General features: G+C 33.0%; 12 protein-coding genes. 3 read left to right on the top strand and 9 right to left on the bottom strand.

Translation table 11 applies throughout. The features are described 5' to 3' along the window. Positions 1–148 precede the first annotated feature (148 nt). Complete coding sequence (locus tag ACWNT5_RS14030) at positions 149–922, top strand: hypothetical protein (protein WP_456517675.1); 774 nt, start codon at positions 149–151, stop codon at positions 920–922. A gap of 10 nt (positions 923–932) precedes the next feature. Here the strand turns inward: ACWNT5_RS14030 and ACWNT5_RS14035 are convergent, their stop codons facing one another. Both ACWNT5_RS14035 and ACWNT5_RS14040 read right to left on the bottom strand, forming a co-directional pair. Further along, positions 933–1,799, bottom strand: a complete 867-nt coding sequence (locus ACWNT5_RS14035) for an alpha/beta fold hydrolase (protein WP_456517676.1) — start codon at positions 1,797–1,799, stop codon at positions 933–935. A gap of 18 nt (positions 1,800–1,817) precedes the next feature. Continuing rightward, on the bottom strand, positions 1,818–3,299 hold the full coding sequence (locus tag ACWNT5_RS14040) for a helix-turn-helix domain-containing protein (protein ID WP_456517770.1): 1,482 nt from the start codon (positions 3,297–3,299) through the stop codon (positions 1,818–1,820). 119 nt (positions 3,300–3,418) lie between these two features. Between ACWNT5_RS14040 and aceB the strand changes: the two genes are divergently transcribed. Next, positions 3,419–5,017, top strand: coding sequence for a malate synthase A (aceB, locus tag ACWNT5_RS14045; RefSeq protein ID WP_456517677.1), 1,599 nt, complete (start codon positions 3,419–3,421; stop codon positions 5,015–5,017). A gap of 382 nt (positions 5,018–5,399) precedes the next feature. Further along, positions 5,400–6,698, top strand: a complete 1,299-nt coding sequence (locus ACWNT5_RS14050) for a hypothetical protein (RefSeq protein WP_456517678.1) — start codon at positions 5,400–5,402, stop codon at positions 6,696–6,698. A 31-nt stretch (positions 6,699–6,729) separates the two neighbouring features. Here the strand turns inward: ACWNT5_RS14050 and ACWNT5_RS14055 are convergent, their stop codons facing one another. From ACWNT5_RS14055 to ACWNT5_RS14085, 7 genes are all read right to left on the bottom strand, one after another. Continuing rightward, positions 6,730–7,488: a M15 family metallopeptidase gene (locus tag ACWNT5_RS14055; protein WP_456517679.1), complete on the bottom strand. Its 759-nt coding sequence runs from the start codon at positions 7,486–7,488 to the stop codon at positions 6,730–6,732. A gap of 232 nt (positions 7,489–7,720) precedes the next feature. After that, on the bottom strand, positions 7,721–9,448 hold the full coding sequence (locus ACWNT5_RS14060) for an efflux RND transporter periplasmic adaptor subunit (protein WP_456517680.1): 1,728 nt from the start codon (positions 9,446–9,448) through the stop codon (positions 7,721–7,723). A 2-nt stretch (positions 9,449–9,450) separates the two neighbouring features. Further along, a complete protein-coding gene (locus ACWNT5_RS14065) occupies positions 9,451–10,149 on the bottom strand; it encodes a PepSY domain-containing protein (protein WP_456517681.1) in 699 nt (232 codons plus the stop codon). 3 nt (positions 10,150–10,152) lie between these two features. Further along, the gene (locus ACWNT5_RS14070) at positions 10,153–10,872 is read right to left on the bottom strand and encodes a heavy-metal-associated domain-containing protein (protein WP_456517682.1); all 720 of its coding nucleotides are present in this window, start codon (positions 10,870–10,872) and stop codon (positions 10,153–10,155) included. 68 nt (positions 10,873–10,940) lie between these two features. Next, positions 10,941–11,513 carry a DUF3347 domain-containing protein gene (locus ACWNT5_RS14075; protein WP_299605769.1) on the bottom strand — a complete coding sequence of 191 codons (573 nt, stop codon included), beginning with the start codon at positions 11,511–11,513 and terminating at the stop codon, positions 10,941–10,943. A gap of 27 nt (positions 11,514–11,540) precedes the next feature. Beyond that, positions 11,541–12,833: a TolC family protein gene (locus ACWNT5_RS14080; RefSeq protein ID WP_456517683.1), complete on the bottom strand. Its 1,293-nt coding sequence runs from the start codon at positions 12,831–12,833 to the stop codon at positions 11,541–11,543. After that, positions 12,817–16,515, bottom strand: coding sequence for an efflux RND transporter permease subunit (locus ACWNT5_RS14085; RefSeq protein WP_456517684.1), 3,699 nt, complete (start codon positions 16,513–16,515; stop codon positions 12,817–12,819). The genes ACWNT5_RS14080 and ACWNT5_RS14085 overlap by 17 nt, the downstream gene beginning before the upstream one ends. Between the last annotated feature and the right edge of the window lie 50 nt (positions 16,516–16,565).

Below are 16,565 nucleotides of genomic sequence, written 5' to 3' on the forward strand. Positions count from 1 at the left end.
AATAATTTAGTGATTTTGGTAGCATCTACCATTCACTAAAAAATATACAATCCCTGTTTCAAAAGTTTTTGAAACAGGGATTGTTTTTATAAAACAGTATCTTTGAATATTAGAACAGAAATTAACCAATAGTAACTTTCAATATTCTATGTCGAGCTTATATGATGATTTGTTTGAAGAAGACGGAAAGGACAACAAACCTAAACCCACAAAACCTCAACCTTCTCCTATAGATGATGACAGGTTTCAGGCATCCACCACAGAATCTCTGGATGAAATTTTGGCATTAACCAAAAGATTCAATTTAAAAGCAGAACCTTTTTCACAATTGCTTACCAAAACCAGAGCTATTGACCATGAAGTTGAGAAAGGAGTATTGGATTTTTTCTTAGTTGCCAAAGATCCGCATGACCAAGGAAGCCTTGCTAGGGAACGTAAATACTACAGTATGCTTCAATCAAAATTTGAAGCAGTAATCGTTGAAATGCGAGTACTAGCGATGATTCACTTAGAAACCATTAAACAGTTTAACAGAGATATCGATAAAGATTATTATTCGGTAGAAAAAACTGACAAACAAATACAATCTGATAAAGAGATTGCTATCGATCAGATAAACATCCAGCGAAAGATCCTTGCTGATGCCGCTACGAGCTTGTCAATTCTAGAAGATGCTTTAATCACTACAGAAAAAAGACTACGAAATTATATCGATGTAGGAGGAGTTAATAATATTTCAAGGTCTGAATGCGAAATATTATCGCAAAAACGTCAGGATTTAACGAGTGGAACATCCCATCATTTTGATTATACATTCTTTAAAATAAATTTATTAGACAAAGCTGCTATTGCCATGGGTGTTTACCTTAAGGAAACAACAGCTCAATATTTGGATAAATTAAGTACTACTTTTATAAAATAAGTATGTATAACTATGCTTGCTGTACCAACTCTAACAGTTTAGCTGCTATTATTTCTGAAAAGTCTTCTTGTAAAAAATGAGATCCCTCTGTTTTTGTTATTTTTTCAATTTCTAAAGCTTTTTTAATCGGAACACCATACTTTTCATAGGTAAGTCCTTTATCATTCATACCCCAAATTAATTGTTTAGGAACATCAAGATTTTTTAAGGATGAGATATAAAGATTTTCTTTGGCAGCTGTAGGCTCAAAACTTCTCATTATTTTTAAAAAAGACCTGGCTTTATCTTTCCCTTTTAAAAACTGAAGGTACGTTTTAGCCACTTCAATCCCAAAAGCTTCTTTTCTATAAATTCCTCTAAGATGCATTAGCTTTTGTAATAAAAAGGGTGTTGTAGTTGCAATAAATAACTCCCCAACTCCTGGTATCGGAAAAAATCCCATCGGGAATGGTTTCCTAAATTGAGGTAAGCTTACCAAAAGTGTATTTAAAATGGTTACTGATAAAATTCGATCTTGCATTTTAGAAATCACTTCACTCCCCACAGGACCACCAATATCATGAAGTACTACATGAAATTTCTTTAATTTTAATTTTTCTATAACCTCTACCGACCAATTCCCAAGACCTGTCCAACTATAATCATAATCCAATGGTCTATCAGACAATCCCATTCCTAACAAGTCAAAAGAAACACCTCGCACTCCATTATTAGCAATCGTATTGATGATTTTTCTATATAAAAATGACGATGCGGGAACACCATGAAAGAAAACAATAGGAACTCCTTCTCCTTTATCAAAAACAAAAGCTTTCGTATTGGATAGTTGTATGTATTTACCTTGTTTTTCGTGTTCTACAAAAAAGGTATTATTCATGTTTTGTAGTTGATAAGATTAAGAATACTCTTTAACTATATCCGCTACTAACTGAGAAGTTCTTCTAAACCTTTCTTTGGACAACAAACGTTTTGGAGGTGCTTTTCTTACTTCGCAATCTGCAATAGAACACGATTCGCAGGTAACACCTACCTTTACTTTTGGTATTTTAGAGTCATTTACAAAGCTGATCTTCTTTTCTAAGGCATTAGAGATTAGAAAACCTATTCCTATACTACGATAGTAGTCTTTTCTAAATGGATCTTTGGTTGCCGAAGTAAACACTAAATATTGCTGATCTGTATCTGCATAATCTGATATCTGTATATCAAATGAATATGGCAGATTATTATTTGCAGTTCTCTGTAACGTTTTAATCGCCATCCATCTTCTACAATAATGCTCATTGATCTCATTAGCATGCGGCTGTTGTTGATGCGTAATATGCAATTCTTTTACCAAATTAAATCGTTCAATTCCTTTCTTATGCGTAAATCTTAAAAAGAACACATTTTGCATTCCAAAATCCTTTGGCAAGACATTGGTTAAACGCTGATAAAACGATTCTGGCGAAGCATTATACAACTTCATTATCTTATGAAATGCATCTTCAGAAAATTTCTTTTCACTAAACAGTTCCTTAAGATGCTCCTTGAGATGATTTCTCGGAATAATAAGAGCTCCAGCAAAATAGGACGCATAGAAATTATGTAACACCTCTTCGAAATTATCATAACGTATCCATGAGAAAGTGTAAGGCCTTTCGGTAATATTCATATACTGATACCCCAATTCTTTTGCATAGATAAATGTTTTTTGAGGTTCATCCACTCTATCCGATAATAATAATGTTTTCGTAGTAGGAACAAACACTGACCTCAAATTATCCAACTCTTCCTGTTTCGGTATTCCTTTTGTATTTATGGTATATCCATATTCTTCTATCAGGATTTCTTCCAATTCTGCAGCACCAATGTTACCAGATAAATCCAACTGATATGAATTTGCAAAACGCACTGCTGTATCTTCTAGATCCTTGAAAAAGTTATTATGTGCTTCTTGATAAGATCGTAGAGAAGCTAGGTAAAACCCCTCTCTACTCATATTATAATGCTGCGCTATTTCTATAATAGTACTAATAAAAGCATTTACTTTAGAAGGTGCGTTTGCAATGATATCAATAAGATCACTTTGCTGAATACCAAATAATTCAAGTGGTATTTCATCCAAAATTCCGGATTGCAAAATCTCTCCAATAGGCGCAAGATTTTTATCCAACTTTAGAGAAACCAAACTATCATAAGGCACCTCTAAAGTTTCAGCTAGTTTTATAATTTTATCCGTTTTCGGATATTTTTTTCCTTTTTCTATTTCATTTAAATACGATTTAGACAATCCACTTAATTTAGATAAACCAAAAAGTGATAAATCCTTATCTGTTCGTATCTGCTTGATTTTCAGACCAAAAATAAGTCTAATATATTCTTCTGCTATTGCCATAAAACCAAAAGTAGGGATTTCTGCGAAAATTTTCAAAAACAAAAAATTCACATTTAGCGAACGTTCGCTTGTTTTATCAAAAACTTTTTTTTAATATTGTTCACTCAAACGATATAGTTATGGAAACTCAAACAAACCTAAGTCAGAAAATTAGCTTTACGAAAGAGGTGAAAAATTATCATCCAGAAATTCTAACGGATGGTGCTTTAACTTTTTTAGAGGCTTTGCATAATCGTTTTGACGAAAGACGATTAGAACTTTTAAGAAACAGAGAACAGCAACAGCAGTTGTTTGATTTAGAAACTTATCCAGCTTTTCCGGAAAACACGAAAGAGATCCGTAATAGCGAGTGGTGCGCCGCTCCTATTCCAGCCGATCTTCAGGATCGTAGGGTAGAAATTACCGGTCCGGTGGACAGAAAAATGGTCATCAACGCGTTAAACTCAGGTGCCAAAACATTTATGGCAGATTTTGAAGACAGTAATGCTCCATTATGGGAAAACTGCTTACAAGGTCAAAAAAACCTGAAGGACGCCGTCAACAAAACTATTTCGTTTTATAATCCTAAAAAAGACAAAACCTATCAACTTAATGAAGAAGTTGCTACCTTAATTGTACGTCCAAGAGGTTTACACCTTAATGAAAAACACTTATTAATTGAAGGTAAAGAAATTAGTGCTTCTATATTTGACTTTGCTCTTTATGTATTTCATAATAATAAGCGATTAAAAGAAAATGGTACTGCGCCTTACTATTACATTCCAAAATTGGAGCATTTTACAGAAGCAATTTGGTGGAATGATGTAATTGATTTCACAGAAGAATACTTAGGATTAGAGCATGCTACAATTAAAGTAACTGTATTAGTAGAAACGATTACAGCAAGTTTTCAATTAGATGAAATTATTTATGCTTTAAAAGAGCATATCGTAGGACTTAACTGTGGTAGATGGGATTATATATTCAGTTATATCAAAAAACTGAGAAATCATAAAGATTTTGTAGTTCCAGATAGAGCTCAGGTTACGATGACCAGTCCATTTATGGATGCATATAGCAAAAGAGTGATCCAAAGGTGTCACAAAAGAAATATACTAGCCATTGGCGGTATGGCAGCTCAAATTCCGATCAAAAATGACGAAGAGCGAAACAATCAGGCTTTTGCAAAAGTGAAAGCAGATAAAGAACGTGAAGTAAAGAATGGTCATGATGGAACTTGGGTAGCACATCCTGGACTAGTTCCTTTAGCTATGCAAGTTTTTGATATGCATATGCCAGAAGCTAATCAGTTAGATGTAAAAAGAAATGATGTAGTTGTTACCGAAGAGGATCTTTTAGAAATCCCACAGGGAACGATCACCGAGAGAGGAATTCGAGAAAATATCAATGTTGGTATTCATTATATTGCTACCTGGTTAGGAGGAAATGGTGCTGTAGCATTGTACGACTTAATGGAAGATGCGGCAACAGCAGAAATCAGTAGAACGCAGATCTGGCAATGGCTTAAAAATGAGGTGAAACTAGACAATGGTTTACGATTGAACTCCAATATGTTCCATATGCTTTTTGAAGATGAACTAAAAACTGTGGAGAAACAAGCTGGAACAGATCTTTTTAATGGTAAAAATTATCAAAATGCAGTTCAGATTTTCTATAAACTAGTAACTGATGAGAGATTTGAAGAATTCTTGACCACACAAGCCTATAAATACTTATAGATAGATGATATGTTTCTGACCGTAAACTAATTTCAACTATTATTTGAAAGAGTTGGCTAACAAACACAGAAACTGAACAATTCTAATTTTTTCCGATTTTATAATTGTGCTCGTACGACATCCGCTTTATGCGGATGTTGCTTTTTTCAATAGAATTTGTAAAACTATAATTTATTAATTCTGTAATGGTAAAATCGTTCATGTCAACGAAAACGAACAACTATAAACCATCAAGTTAATCTAATTTTTATGGTAGATTAGTAATAAATAATGTCTACTGAAATGTAATCTAACCTTCAATTACAAAGAAAAACGTCAAATTAGGGTAACATATTTCTTTTTTAAGGCACATATAATAAACAAACAGTAAATTATCAATAAAATGGCTGTCAAACAAACCTTAAACACTTCAGGCCACTGGAAGTTGCCTACAAAAATTATTTTCAGATTCTTTTTTGTTTATCTCTTTCTGAATATTTTTCCATTTCCATTTTATTACATTAATTTAATTCCTGGACTCCCAAACATCTTCTACTTTTATTACGATGGACTTGAACAACTTTGTCTTTGGACTGGAAGAAATATTCTAAACATCACCTATGAAATATCTTTAGATCCAACTGGAAGTGGAGATACGACAGCTGATTACGTTTATCTATTTATATATTTATGCATTTCTGTAATTGCAACAATTATATGGAGTTTTATTGATTTAAAAAGATCAAACTACAATAAGCTTTTACTATATACTACAACTATTGTTAGATACTACTTAATTACAATTATGTTCTCTTATGGTTTTTCTAAAGCTTTTACTCTTCAATTTTCAGAATTAAGAAATGTAGATCTTATAAAACCTTTTGGGAATCAATCCCCGATGGGGTTGATGTGGAACTTTATGGAATATAGTGATACTTATACTAGATTTTCAGGTTATGCAGAAATTCTTGCCGGAGTATTCCTAATCTTCAGAAAAACGACACTTCTAGGCGCCTTTATGGTAGTTGGTGTGATGTTTAATATATTTATGATGAACATGAGTTATGATATCCCTGTAAAATTGTATAGTGGTCTGCTTACAGTTATGGGATTATTTTTAATAGCTCCAGATATTAAAAACGTACTTAATTTCTTCTTTCTTAATAAAACTGTTGAACCAAAAAAAATACCAAAATATTTTCAAAAAAAGAAGTGGAAAATTGTTATGTTATCAATTAAAATTTTAGTTATTGGATATCTGTTTTATACTAATATCGAGGAATCTTTTGAAGGTGAAAAACTATGGGGTAAAAAAGCTCCCAAATCAGCTCTTTTTGGCATATTTGAAGTAAAAGAGTTTATTAACAATAATGACACTATACCCCCACTAACTACTGATACTATTCGATGGAAACGCTTAATAGTCGATAAACGATTTAGTAATATTCAATTAATGAATGAGAAGTTTATTCGCCTTAAAGAAGAAACAGATTCAACATCACAAACATTCAATCTTATTTCTTACACAGACAGTACTGATATAAGAAGTTTTTCTTATAAAATAGAAGATAGTTTATACATTTTTGAAGGAACTTATAAATGTGATAATCTTAAAATAATTACTACAAAGAAAGAAAGAGATGAATTTTTACTAATCAATAGAGGATTTCATTGGATCAACGAAACTCCCTATAACCGATAACTTTCTTAAGTCATGCAGTTACATAAGTTTATCAACCACACTTCCATTTAAAATCAGCAATCTTAAACTTTTTGTTTTTAAAATTATAGTGCCACCATTCGGTTCGTATGGTAGAAAAACCATGCTTTTCCATAGTTTCTTTTAGCAACTTACGATTAGCAAGGACTTCATCCGACAACGCTCTATAAGAATGATGTGCTTCTTTCCCAAAATGATCAAAATCAGTACCCATATCTAATTGATTTCCTTGTAAATCTGTTAACGTAATATCTACCGCAGCTCCTTTATTATGAATTGATCCTCCTTTGGGGTCTGCCACATAACCTGGATTAGGAAATATTTTCCACATCTTCTTTTGTACGCTATGAGGACGGTAGCAATCAAAAAGCTTGATTCTATATCCTTTTTCCATAAAGTCCTTATTGGCATTAATCAATGCTTTTGCTACAACTCCTCTTACAAAACATTTAGCACAAGAATACACCGCCTTTTTAAGAAAGTTATCCTCTGTAGCATATTTCATATCCAATACAAAAAAGTTAGAAAGCTCTTCTATATTTACAAATTCATCGTCTTTAAACTGTACTTTAGACTTCTCTGAACTTCCGAATCGATCCAATGAATCTTGCCAAACTTTCATATGCTGTTCGACTCTCTCTGCTCGTAACTGAATAGCTTTAGATTTTTCTAACAATGCTAGTGTACTCGCACTAGTCACTGTCTGTACAGGCGTTTCCTTACATGAAAATAGTAAGGATAAAAATGTAATAAAAAGTAGTTTTTTAATCATATTCCCAATCTTTTCTGATCACATTTATTTGCTTGAGTATCACATAAAAAATCGTTGCGCATTTAATGCCTTTTCTGTAAAAACATAATGCACAATTAGTAATAACTGTAATCTCTTAAAAAACGTAATCCAATATTTCCCTAAATTAAAGATACGTCGTTTTGCTTAACCATTAAAATAAAATTGTATTATTTTACAAATCAAAGCTTTAAACATAATAATTCTAAGTAAGCTACAAGTGCTCTAAAGTGTTGATTACACTACCGCAAGCAAGCATTGCATCACCAAAATAAGGGTTTCTAACTTCTTTTTCTTTACTTAACCAAATGGCTCCTTTATTATCATTAGCCATAGGACATTTTTGTATGTAGATTGTTTCAGTAGTATTCCCGATTTTGTGGATTAGACGATTTAAATTTTCATTCAGATCTTTAAAATGAGCTCTTTGATGTATTAGATCTTCTTTATCAGAAATACCTTGTAAATGCTTTTTAAGGTTTTGTAGATACTCTAACTCATCATCTTGCAATTCTGAAATATTTAGATTCTTTAATTGGGATAACATTTTCTCCGAAAAAGTGGCAGAAAGATTCGCATCACTAGCCACCAGCGCATCTTTGAGACTAAAATAAGACAACAATGCTTGATTGAACAATTTTCTAAAATCAACGGATATTGAGACTTTTTCAAAATCTATATCTTTTGTAGAATCACTTTGATTGATTCCTAATTTCATCATTGATTTTTTTCCTTGTAATTGTGCCGCAGCATCTACAGTAAAGGTTCCATTAGTAACTATTTCCTCTCCTTTCTGTAATCCAGACAAGATCTGGTAGGAATCACTATTCGAGTTCCCTAATACTACTTCTCTCATTTCAAAAACTGGTGTTATAGCCTCCTTTTTCACATATACTAATGAGCGTTTCCCAGTCCAAAGCACCGCACTTTTAGGGACTATTATGTTATCCTTTTCATCATTGTTATTAGAGACAGCAATAACTCCCTCAATAAACATTCCTGGCTTAAACATAGCATCTTTATTAGTTAATACAGCTCTAGCACTAACCGTTCTGGAAACTTTATTAAGAATTGGATCTATAAAGGAAATTTTTGCTTTTATCTTAGTATCTGGATATGCATTGGTAATCACATTGACCTCTTGTCCATTTTTTATTAAAGAAATCTGATTTTCGTATACATCAAAATTCGCCCATACCGTATTCAAATTTGAAAGCTTATACAATACTTGTCCTCTTTCTATATGATTACCTTCCTCGACCATTTTTTCAGAAACTATCCCTGAAACTTGCGCATGCAAGGGGAACATTTCCATAATATTACCCGAAGATTCTATTTGATTAATTTGGTTCTCCGATAGCTTTCTAAGTTTTAATTTATTTCTTACTGCTTTATACAATTCAGGTTGCTGTTCTTTAAGCTTTGCAGCAGTTAATAATTCTTGTTGTGCAGCCACTAGTTCTGGAGAATAAATTAGAGCAATTCTTTGTCCTTTAGCTATTTTTTCTCCGATTGCATTTACCAAAAGTTTTTCAATCCTACCTGTAAAATGAGTAACCTGCACTGTTGTCTCTTCTTCATTTTCTTCAATCTTACCAGATAGTCTTATCTCTTGGGAGTTCTCACTTCCATCTCCTACAATAGATGTTTGAATATTAGTTAATGCCATAGCATTTTCTGTCATTCTAAATTGATTTATATCCAAATCAGCTGTCATATTTGTAGTAGGAATTAAATCCATTCCACATATTGGACAATCACCAGCTTCTGATTGCTTAATCTGAGGGTGCATGGAACACGTCCAAATTTGATCAGCCACTTCAGTATTTTCATCATGAGCATGATCCGAGTTCGAGTGGGAGGAGCTTCCAAAAAGTAGATACCCTATTCCAACTCCAACAAATAATACTACTATCAAATAAATGGCACTTTTCTTCTCCATAATTATTTTTTTATCATTCTTCTAATCGTACTAGATGAGACATACCACAATACAAAGCCACTTATTACTGTGATAAGTCCTAATAGAGAAAAGATTCGTAATACTGATGTATTAAAATCATCTCTCCCTTCGTAATCCATAGTATGTGTCATCCATAAAAAATCAAACCATCTCCAAGATTGATGTCGTACTCGCTGAAATGATCCATCTAAAGCCGCTACATACGCTTTTACATTTTCGGGATGATTATAATTAATCACATAGGCTGGTAAAGACCTACCTCTATATTCATGATGCTTATCGACTTCAGTTATATAATCGACCGAGATTACTTGTAAATCGTCACGCATTTGCATTTCTGCAACTTTTAAGGCTTCTTCCTCAGAAATTTCTGGCTTTATGGATCCAGATGATGCATCTACCAGAATGCTATCATTAATCCAATAATATGGTTTATTAGCAATCGTTCTCAATTCTAATGCAGAAACTTCCATTCTAGAAGTAATAATATCCAATCCTTTTAAATTGCTATGGACTATCTTTTCCTGCTCTTTTTTAAAATGATCTCCATGTATTTCATCAATATCCGTCCAACTGAAATACAATCCACTTATTGTCCACATCAAAAATTGGATTCCAAGAAACAATCCTAAGTAGCGATGTGCTTTTCTAATCCATATTGCTGTTTTTCTTTTAACCATACATTACCTATTAAAAAGCATTAAAAATGCCATAACAAGCATGATAGCGTTTTCTATAAATGTAGCTTTCGTCATGGGTAGCTTTAATGCCGTTCCTAAACATGCACATTGAATACTCTTTTTATCCAATAAAACTTTTGTTACTCCAAATGTGGTAATACCTAAAACTACTATCGTAACTAATAAAGCTATCTGAATATTAAATCGCATCAGGAACATCAGCCCTAAACCAATTTCGATAAAGGGATATACCCAAGCATAAGAGGAAAGCTTATTTGCGAGCGGATCATACATCGCAAAAGATTTAGCAAACCCTGATAAATCCAATAGCTTAAAAAAGCTAAATACAATATAGAATAATCCCATGAAATCCATCATAAAATTATCAGCATCCCATTGTTTATAATTCAATAATATTGATGCCATTGTTATATACCCCAGAATTAAAAAAAGAGGAAATAACTGCCTGGTTTTTGTCTTTTCCGTTGCAACAATATGATTAGCATTTGACTTATCTTCTTTCTTTTCAGTTATGGTGTACTTTTTAGGCATCTCTTTTAATACCTTATCAATATCCAAAGGCTTATGCAAAACTAAAGATGCTTCTCTCGTTTCAAGATGTACGTGGGCTTCTTTTACCTCAGCTAACGAATTCAGTATTTGTTCTACTTGAGTTCGACATCCATTACAGGTCATCCCTTCTATATGATACTTTACTTTCACACTTTTAAATTTTGGTAATCATTTAAAAATTTATCCTCCTAACTCCGCAAAAAAGCATTTTATAGTTTTTACTGTATGGTTGTATCTACTTTACCACAAATAAGCATCTCATTCCCGTAATAAGGATTACGAACTTCATCAGAATTAGACAACCAATATCCTCCATTTCCTCCGAAAGCCATCGGGCAAAACTGCTTATACACTTTTCCAGAGGTTATAGTCGCTCCACCTATTATTTTTTCAGTTTCTTCTGTTAGCGTAACAAAAAAATCTCTCTGCTTTTTAATCTCTTTCGTGAGAGAAATAAGCTTTGCAGTTGCCTTTAATTGTTTATTTTCATCCGAATCATCTATCAACTCCCCTAATTTCTTAGCTTCTTTTTGTACTAATTTTGATTTTGAGTTCACTAATTGTTTTTTTAACAAAAGATATTGATTATACAATTTGGTAATTTTTTCATCGCTAAAAACCACTTCGCTTTTTGATGATGTAAGATCCAGATCTTTATCCTCTTTTACACTTACTTCTTCCTTTATAGGAGTATCTTCTATGTTTTTTGTTGATTCTTTTTTATCTTTTGCACAGGAAATCATAAGTCCTATTATTACGAGCGCTAATACTTTATACGTTATTCTGTTCATGACTATATTTTATATTAAGGGTTTATATTATCTTAAATAATTTAAAATTGCTGTTTGTTTAAAATATTGAGCTATTGCTTTCACTTTCTCGTTTTCGAAATTCAATAGCATCTGCTGTACATCCAGTATTTCTTCAAAATCTAACTGGGTAGTTTCATAACCTGATACAATAATTTGCTCGGCTTGCTTTGCTTGTTCGATATTTTTTTGCTGAGTATCATAATTAATTCGAGCTGTAATTCTGTTGTTTATTGCTTTTTCCATCATATTTTCTAAACTATTTTGCGAAGCTTCTCTTTTTTGATATACCTCTTCTTTTTGGAGTTCGTATTGTTTAGATCTAGAAGAATATTTTTTAGAAAAAAGAGGTATCGAGAGTGATAAAGAAGGCATTACTATATCTTTTCCATTATCCGAAAAATCAATATTTGGTCTTTCTTCAACTATGACATAATCCAAACCTACTCCAATTGATGGCAAGGCTTCTTTAGTATTCACATCTTCTTTTTTATCTAACAAATCATTCAAAAAATCGTAGGTCATCAATTCTGGATGAAATGTAATATCATCTAGCATCATGGTTGGTTCTTCATCTGGAATAAACAGATTGTCAGGCACAATTAGAGGATCAAAGCCATCTCTATGCAAAAGTTGATTCATCACGGTTTCCGAAGTAAGAATTTCACCCTTTAAAATTTCCTTTTCGTTTTGAAGATTATTTTTCGCAATATTTAGTTTTAATACATCTATGGTTGAAGCTCTATTATTTTCAACTTCCTTAAGCGCAATCTCTATATAGGTGTCTAACAATTCTTCTTGTTTAGTCAATACATTTTGTCTTGCTTTTAGCTCATATAAATTGTAATACGCTTGCTCTACTTGTAAGGTAATTTTTCTAATCGCAATTTCTAGTTCATTCTTAGAAACCTCACTCTCTAGAGATGCTGTTTCTTTTCTGGCTTTGATAGTACCAAACCAAGGTATACGCTGTTGTGCACTAAACTTTGCTTTTTGTGCACCTGTTCTAGTTTCTGGTTCACTCACAAAATACCCTGTTCCGATAGTTGTATTTGGTAGTCCTCCTACCTCATTAACTCTTTCTTTACTAACTTTTAAGGCATTCCGAAAGGCTTTTAACTCGGGATTATTTTCTTTTGCTTCTTTTAAATAATCCTGAAGCGTTTGCGATTTTACCTCTTGAAAGAATAAAAACAACAAACCACAACTTATAAGTGTTTTGAGAGTTATCCAAGGAATCATATTTTGAAAAAAAGTTATCTTTCCTAAATTCATTTTATTCTTTTTATGCGTCTTTTTCATTTAACCTATTTTCTTTTTTTAATACAAATTCTTGTTGCCAACTAAATAAAATTGGCACTACAAACAAGGTAATCAAAGCGATAAACATTCCACCAAAACTTGGTATTGCCATTGGGATCATAATATCACTTCCTCTTCCCGTTGATGTTAGTATTGGAAGCAACGCCAAAATGGTAGTTGCTGTTGTCATTAAACATGGTCGTATTCGCTTTTCACCAGCTTGTATGACAGACTCATGAATTGCTTTGATAGTTGTAGGATGATTTTTCTTAAAAGTCTGTGTTAGATATGTTGCCATAATAACTCCGTCATCGGTAGCAATTCCAAACAATGCAATAAAACCAACCCATACAGCTACACTTAGGTTTATCTTCTGTATTTGAAACAAAGATCTTAGATTATCACCAAATATATCAATATCCAAAAACCAACCTTGACCATATAACCAAATCATTAAAAAACCTCCTGCAAAAGATACGATAACCCCCATAAACACCATCAGAGAAGTTGTTATAGACCTAAACTGAAAATACAAGATCAAGAAAATACTAAGTAAGGTTAAAGGAACAATAATAGAAAGTGATTTTTCCGAACGTAGTTGATTTTCATAAGTTCCAGTAAACTTATAATTGATTCCTTTTGGTTTTATTAATTCACCACTATTTATCTTCTCTTGCAACACTTTTTTTGCATTTTGTATGACATCTACTTCTGCATACTCATCTGCTTTATCAAACAACACATAACTAACTAAAAAAGTATCTTCACTTTTTATAGCCTCAGGGCCTTTTTCATATCTAATTGTCACTAGTTCACTTAAAGGAACGGAAGTGCCTTGCTGAATTGGAATGTATATATTCTTTATATCCTCTGGATTAGCTCTTAGTTCTCTAGGGTATCTAACTCTGATATCATATCGTTCTCTACCTTCTACCGTTTGTGAGATTTTTTTACCTCCTAAAGCAACTTCCAGCTCTTTTTGAACCTTTTCTACAGATATTCCATACTTGGCTATACGATTTCTATCGAGCTCTATCAAAAGATAAGGTTTACCAACTACTCTATCAGCAAAAACTGTCTCCGTTTTAATTCCTTTAACTTCTTTTAAAACAGTTTCTAATTGCAATCCAAAACTCTCTATTAATTTTTGATCTTGCCCTTGTATTTTTATTCCCATCGGTGATCGCATTCCTGTTTGAAGCATCACTAACCTGGTTTCTATAGGTTGTAATTTTGGAGCAGAAGTAACTCCTGGTAATTTGGTCACTTTGGTAATCTCTTCCCAAATATCATCTGGGGATTTTATATGGGCTCTCCAATTTCTATAAAATGCTCCATCCTTATCAGGAATTAGTTGTTCTTTTGTTGCATTAGGACTAGCAACAAAACTTCCATTTTTTAATTCGAAAAGTCCGTCATTATTTATTTTAAACCTTTGCGGTTTTCCTTCTGCATTGGTAGCAAACTCGGATTTATAAATGATAACATTCTCATACATCGATAAGGGAGCTGGATCAAGTGCAGAGTTCACTCTTCCTGCCTTACCAACTACTGTTGCTATCTCCGGAATGTTTGCTACTGCCATATCAAGTTGTTGCAGCACTCTTTTATTTTCATCGGCTCCAGCATGCGGCAATGAAGTAGGCATTAAAAGGAACGTTCCTTCATTAAGCGAAGGCATAAACTCTTTACCTAAAGATTGAAAAATAATAACCCCACAAATTACAATCGTTATCGGCAGCGACATAAACAATAGCTTATTACGAAGTGCCCAGTTCAACATCCGAACGTAATACTTCTGAAACAGAAAGAAACTTCCCAATAACCCTGCACATAGGAGCACAACAAAAATCAAATTCCAAAAAACACTTTTATCAATTCCAAGAGGTCTCCAATGTATAGCTAACAGAAAAGCAACCGTAATCCCAGAAATAAGGATATAGATGTTATTTGTGGTTTTTTTTGAAATCTTTTCTGTGCTGTAAAGTATTTGAACGAGGCCAAAGACAATAAGCACTATACCCAAATACAAATTATTAAAAACACTTACCAAACCCAGAATAATAAGACCAAATTGAATTAGATAATTTATTCCTTTTGTTATGGAACGTTTTTTAAACAAAAACGCTGCAAAAGGAGGTATTAAGAACAATGCAATTACAATAGCTGCAATTAGTGCCATGGTTTTGGTGAAAGCCAATGGTCTAAAAAGTTTTCCTTCGGCCCCTATCAACATAAAAACAGGCACAAAGCTTATAATCGTTGTTAATACAGCGGTTAAAATTGCGCTTGACACCTCTGTAGTGGCATTATAAACAACTGTATTCACAGGTAATTCGCCCTTATTCCCCTTAATATGTCTAATAATATTTTCTGAAAGTATGACTCCAACGTCAACCATAGTACCAATAGCAATTGCTATACCTGATAGGGCTACAATATTAGCATCTACCTTACAAATTTTCATCATGATAAAAACCATTAAAACTGCCACAGGTAATAAGGTCGAAATCAAGATAGAGGCACGTAAGTTCAGTAGCATCATTAACACTACGAGTATGGTAATTAGTACCTCCAGCGTTAAAGCATCTTTTAATGTCCATAACGTCTCTTTTATCAATTCAGATCTATCATAAAAAGGCACAATGGTTACCTGAGAAGTTCTTCCATCTTTTAGTGTTTTTGACGGTAATCCAGAACTTAGTTCTTGTATTTTGTTCTTTACATTACTTATTACTTCCATTGGATTAGCACCATATCTTGCTACTACTACACCTCCAACAACCTCTGCTCCTTCCTTATCTAAGATACCGCGTCTTGAAGCTGGTCCAAGTGAAATCTTTGCAATGTCTTTTATACGGATAGACACATAATCTTTAGAACGCACTACCGCATTTTCTAAATCCGTTATTGACTTAATATATCCTAAGCCTCGGACAAAATATTCTGCTTGATTAATTTCCAAAGTTTGTGCTCCTATATCACGATTGCTTTCTTTAACCGCGTTTACCACCTCTTGTAATTCTATGGAATATTGTTTTAGTAATTCAGGATTTACATCAATTTGGTATTCTTGTACATATCCACCTATAGAAGCTACTTCTGCAACGCCAGAAGACGAGGATAAAGCATATTTAACATAATAGTCCTGAATACTTCTTAATTCCTGCAGATCCCAACCACCTGTTACGTTACCATCTACGTCTCTTCCTTCTAACGTATACCAAAATATCTGCCCTAAACCTGTAGCATCAGGCCCCAAAGAAGGTTGAACTCCAAAAGGTAATAAGCCATTAGGTAGAGAGTTTAGTTTTTCCAAAATTCGACTACGACTCCAATAAAACTCTACATCCTCTTCAAAAATGATATATACATAAGACACTCCAAACATAGAAGAGCTACGAATGGTTTTAACACCAGGAACTCCTAATAAAGCACTCGTTAAAGGGTATGTTATTTGATCCTCTATATCTTGTGGGGATCTTCCTTTCCATTCTGTAAAAACGATTTGTTGATTCTCCCCTATATCGGGAATTGCGTCTACAGATATGGGATCGGTTGGCAAGACGTCTAAATCAGAAGAAAAAGGAGAATATACCAACCCAAAGCCTATAAAAATAAACAGAAGTAGTAACGCTATAAATTTATTTTCTATAAAAAACTTAATCCATTTGTTAAGCATACATATATAATTTAGTCTATTATCAGTTTTATTTGCTTGCTATAAAACAA

This window comes from Aquimarina sp. 433, from assembly GCF_054054605.1.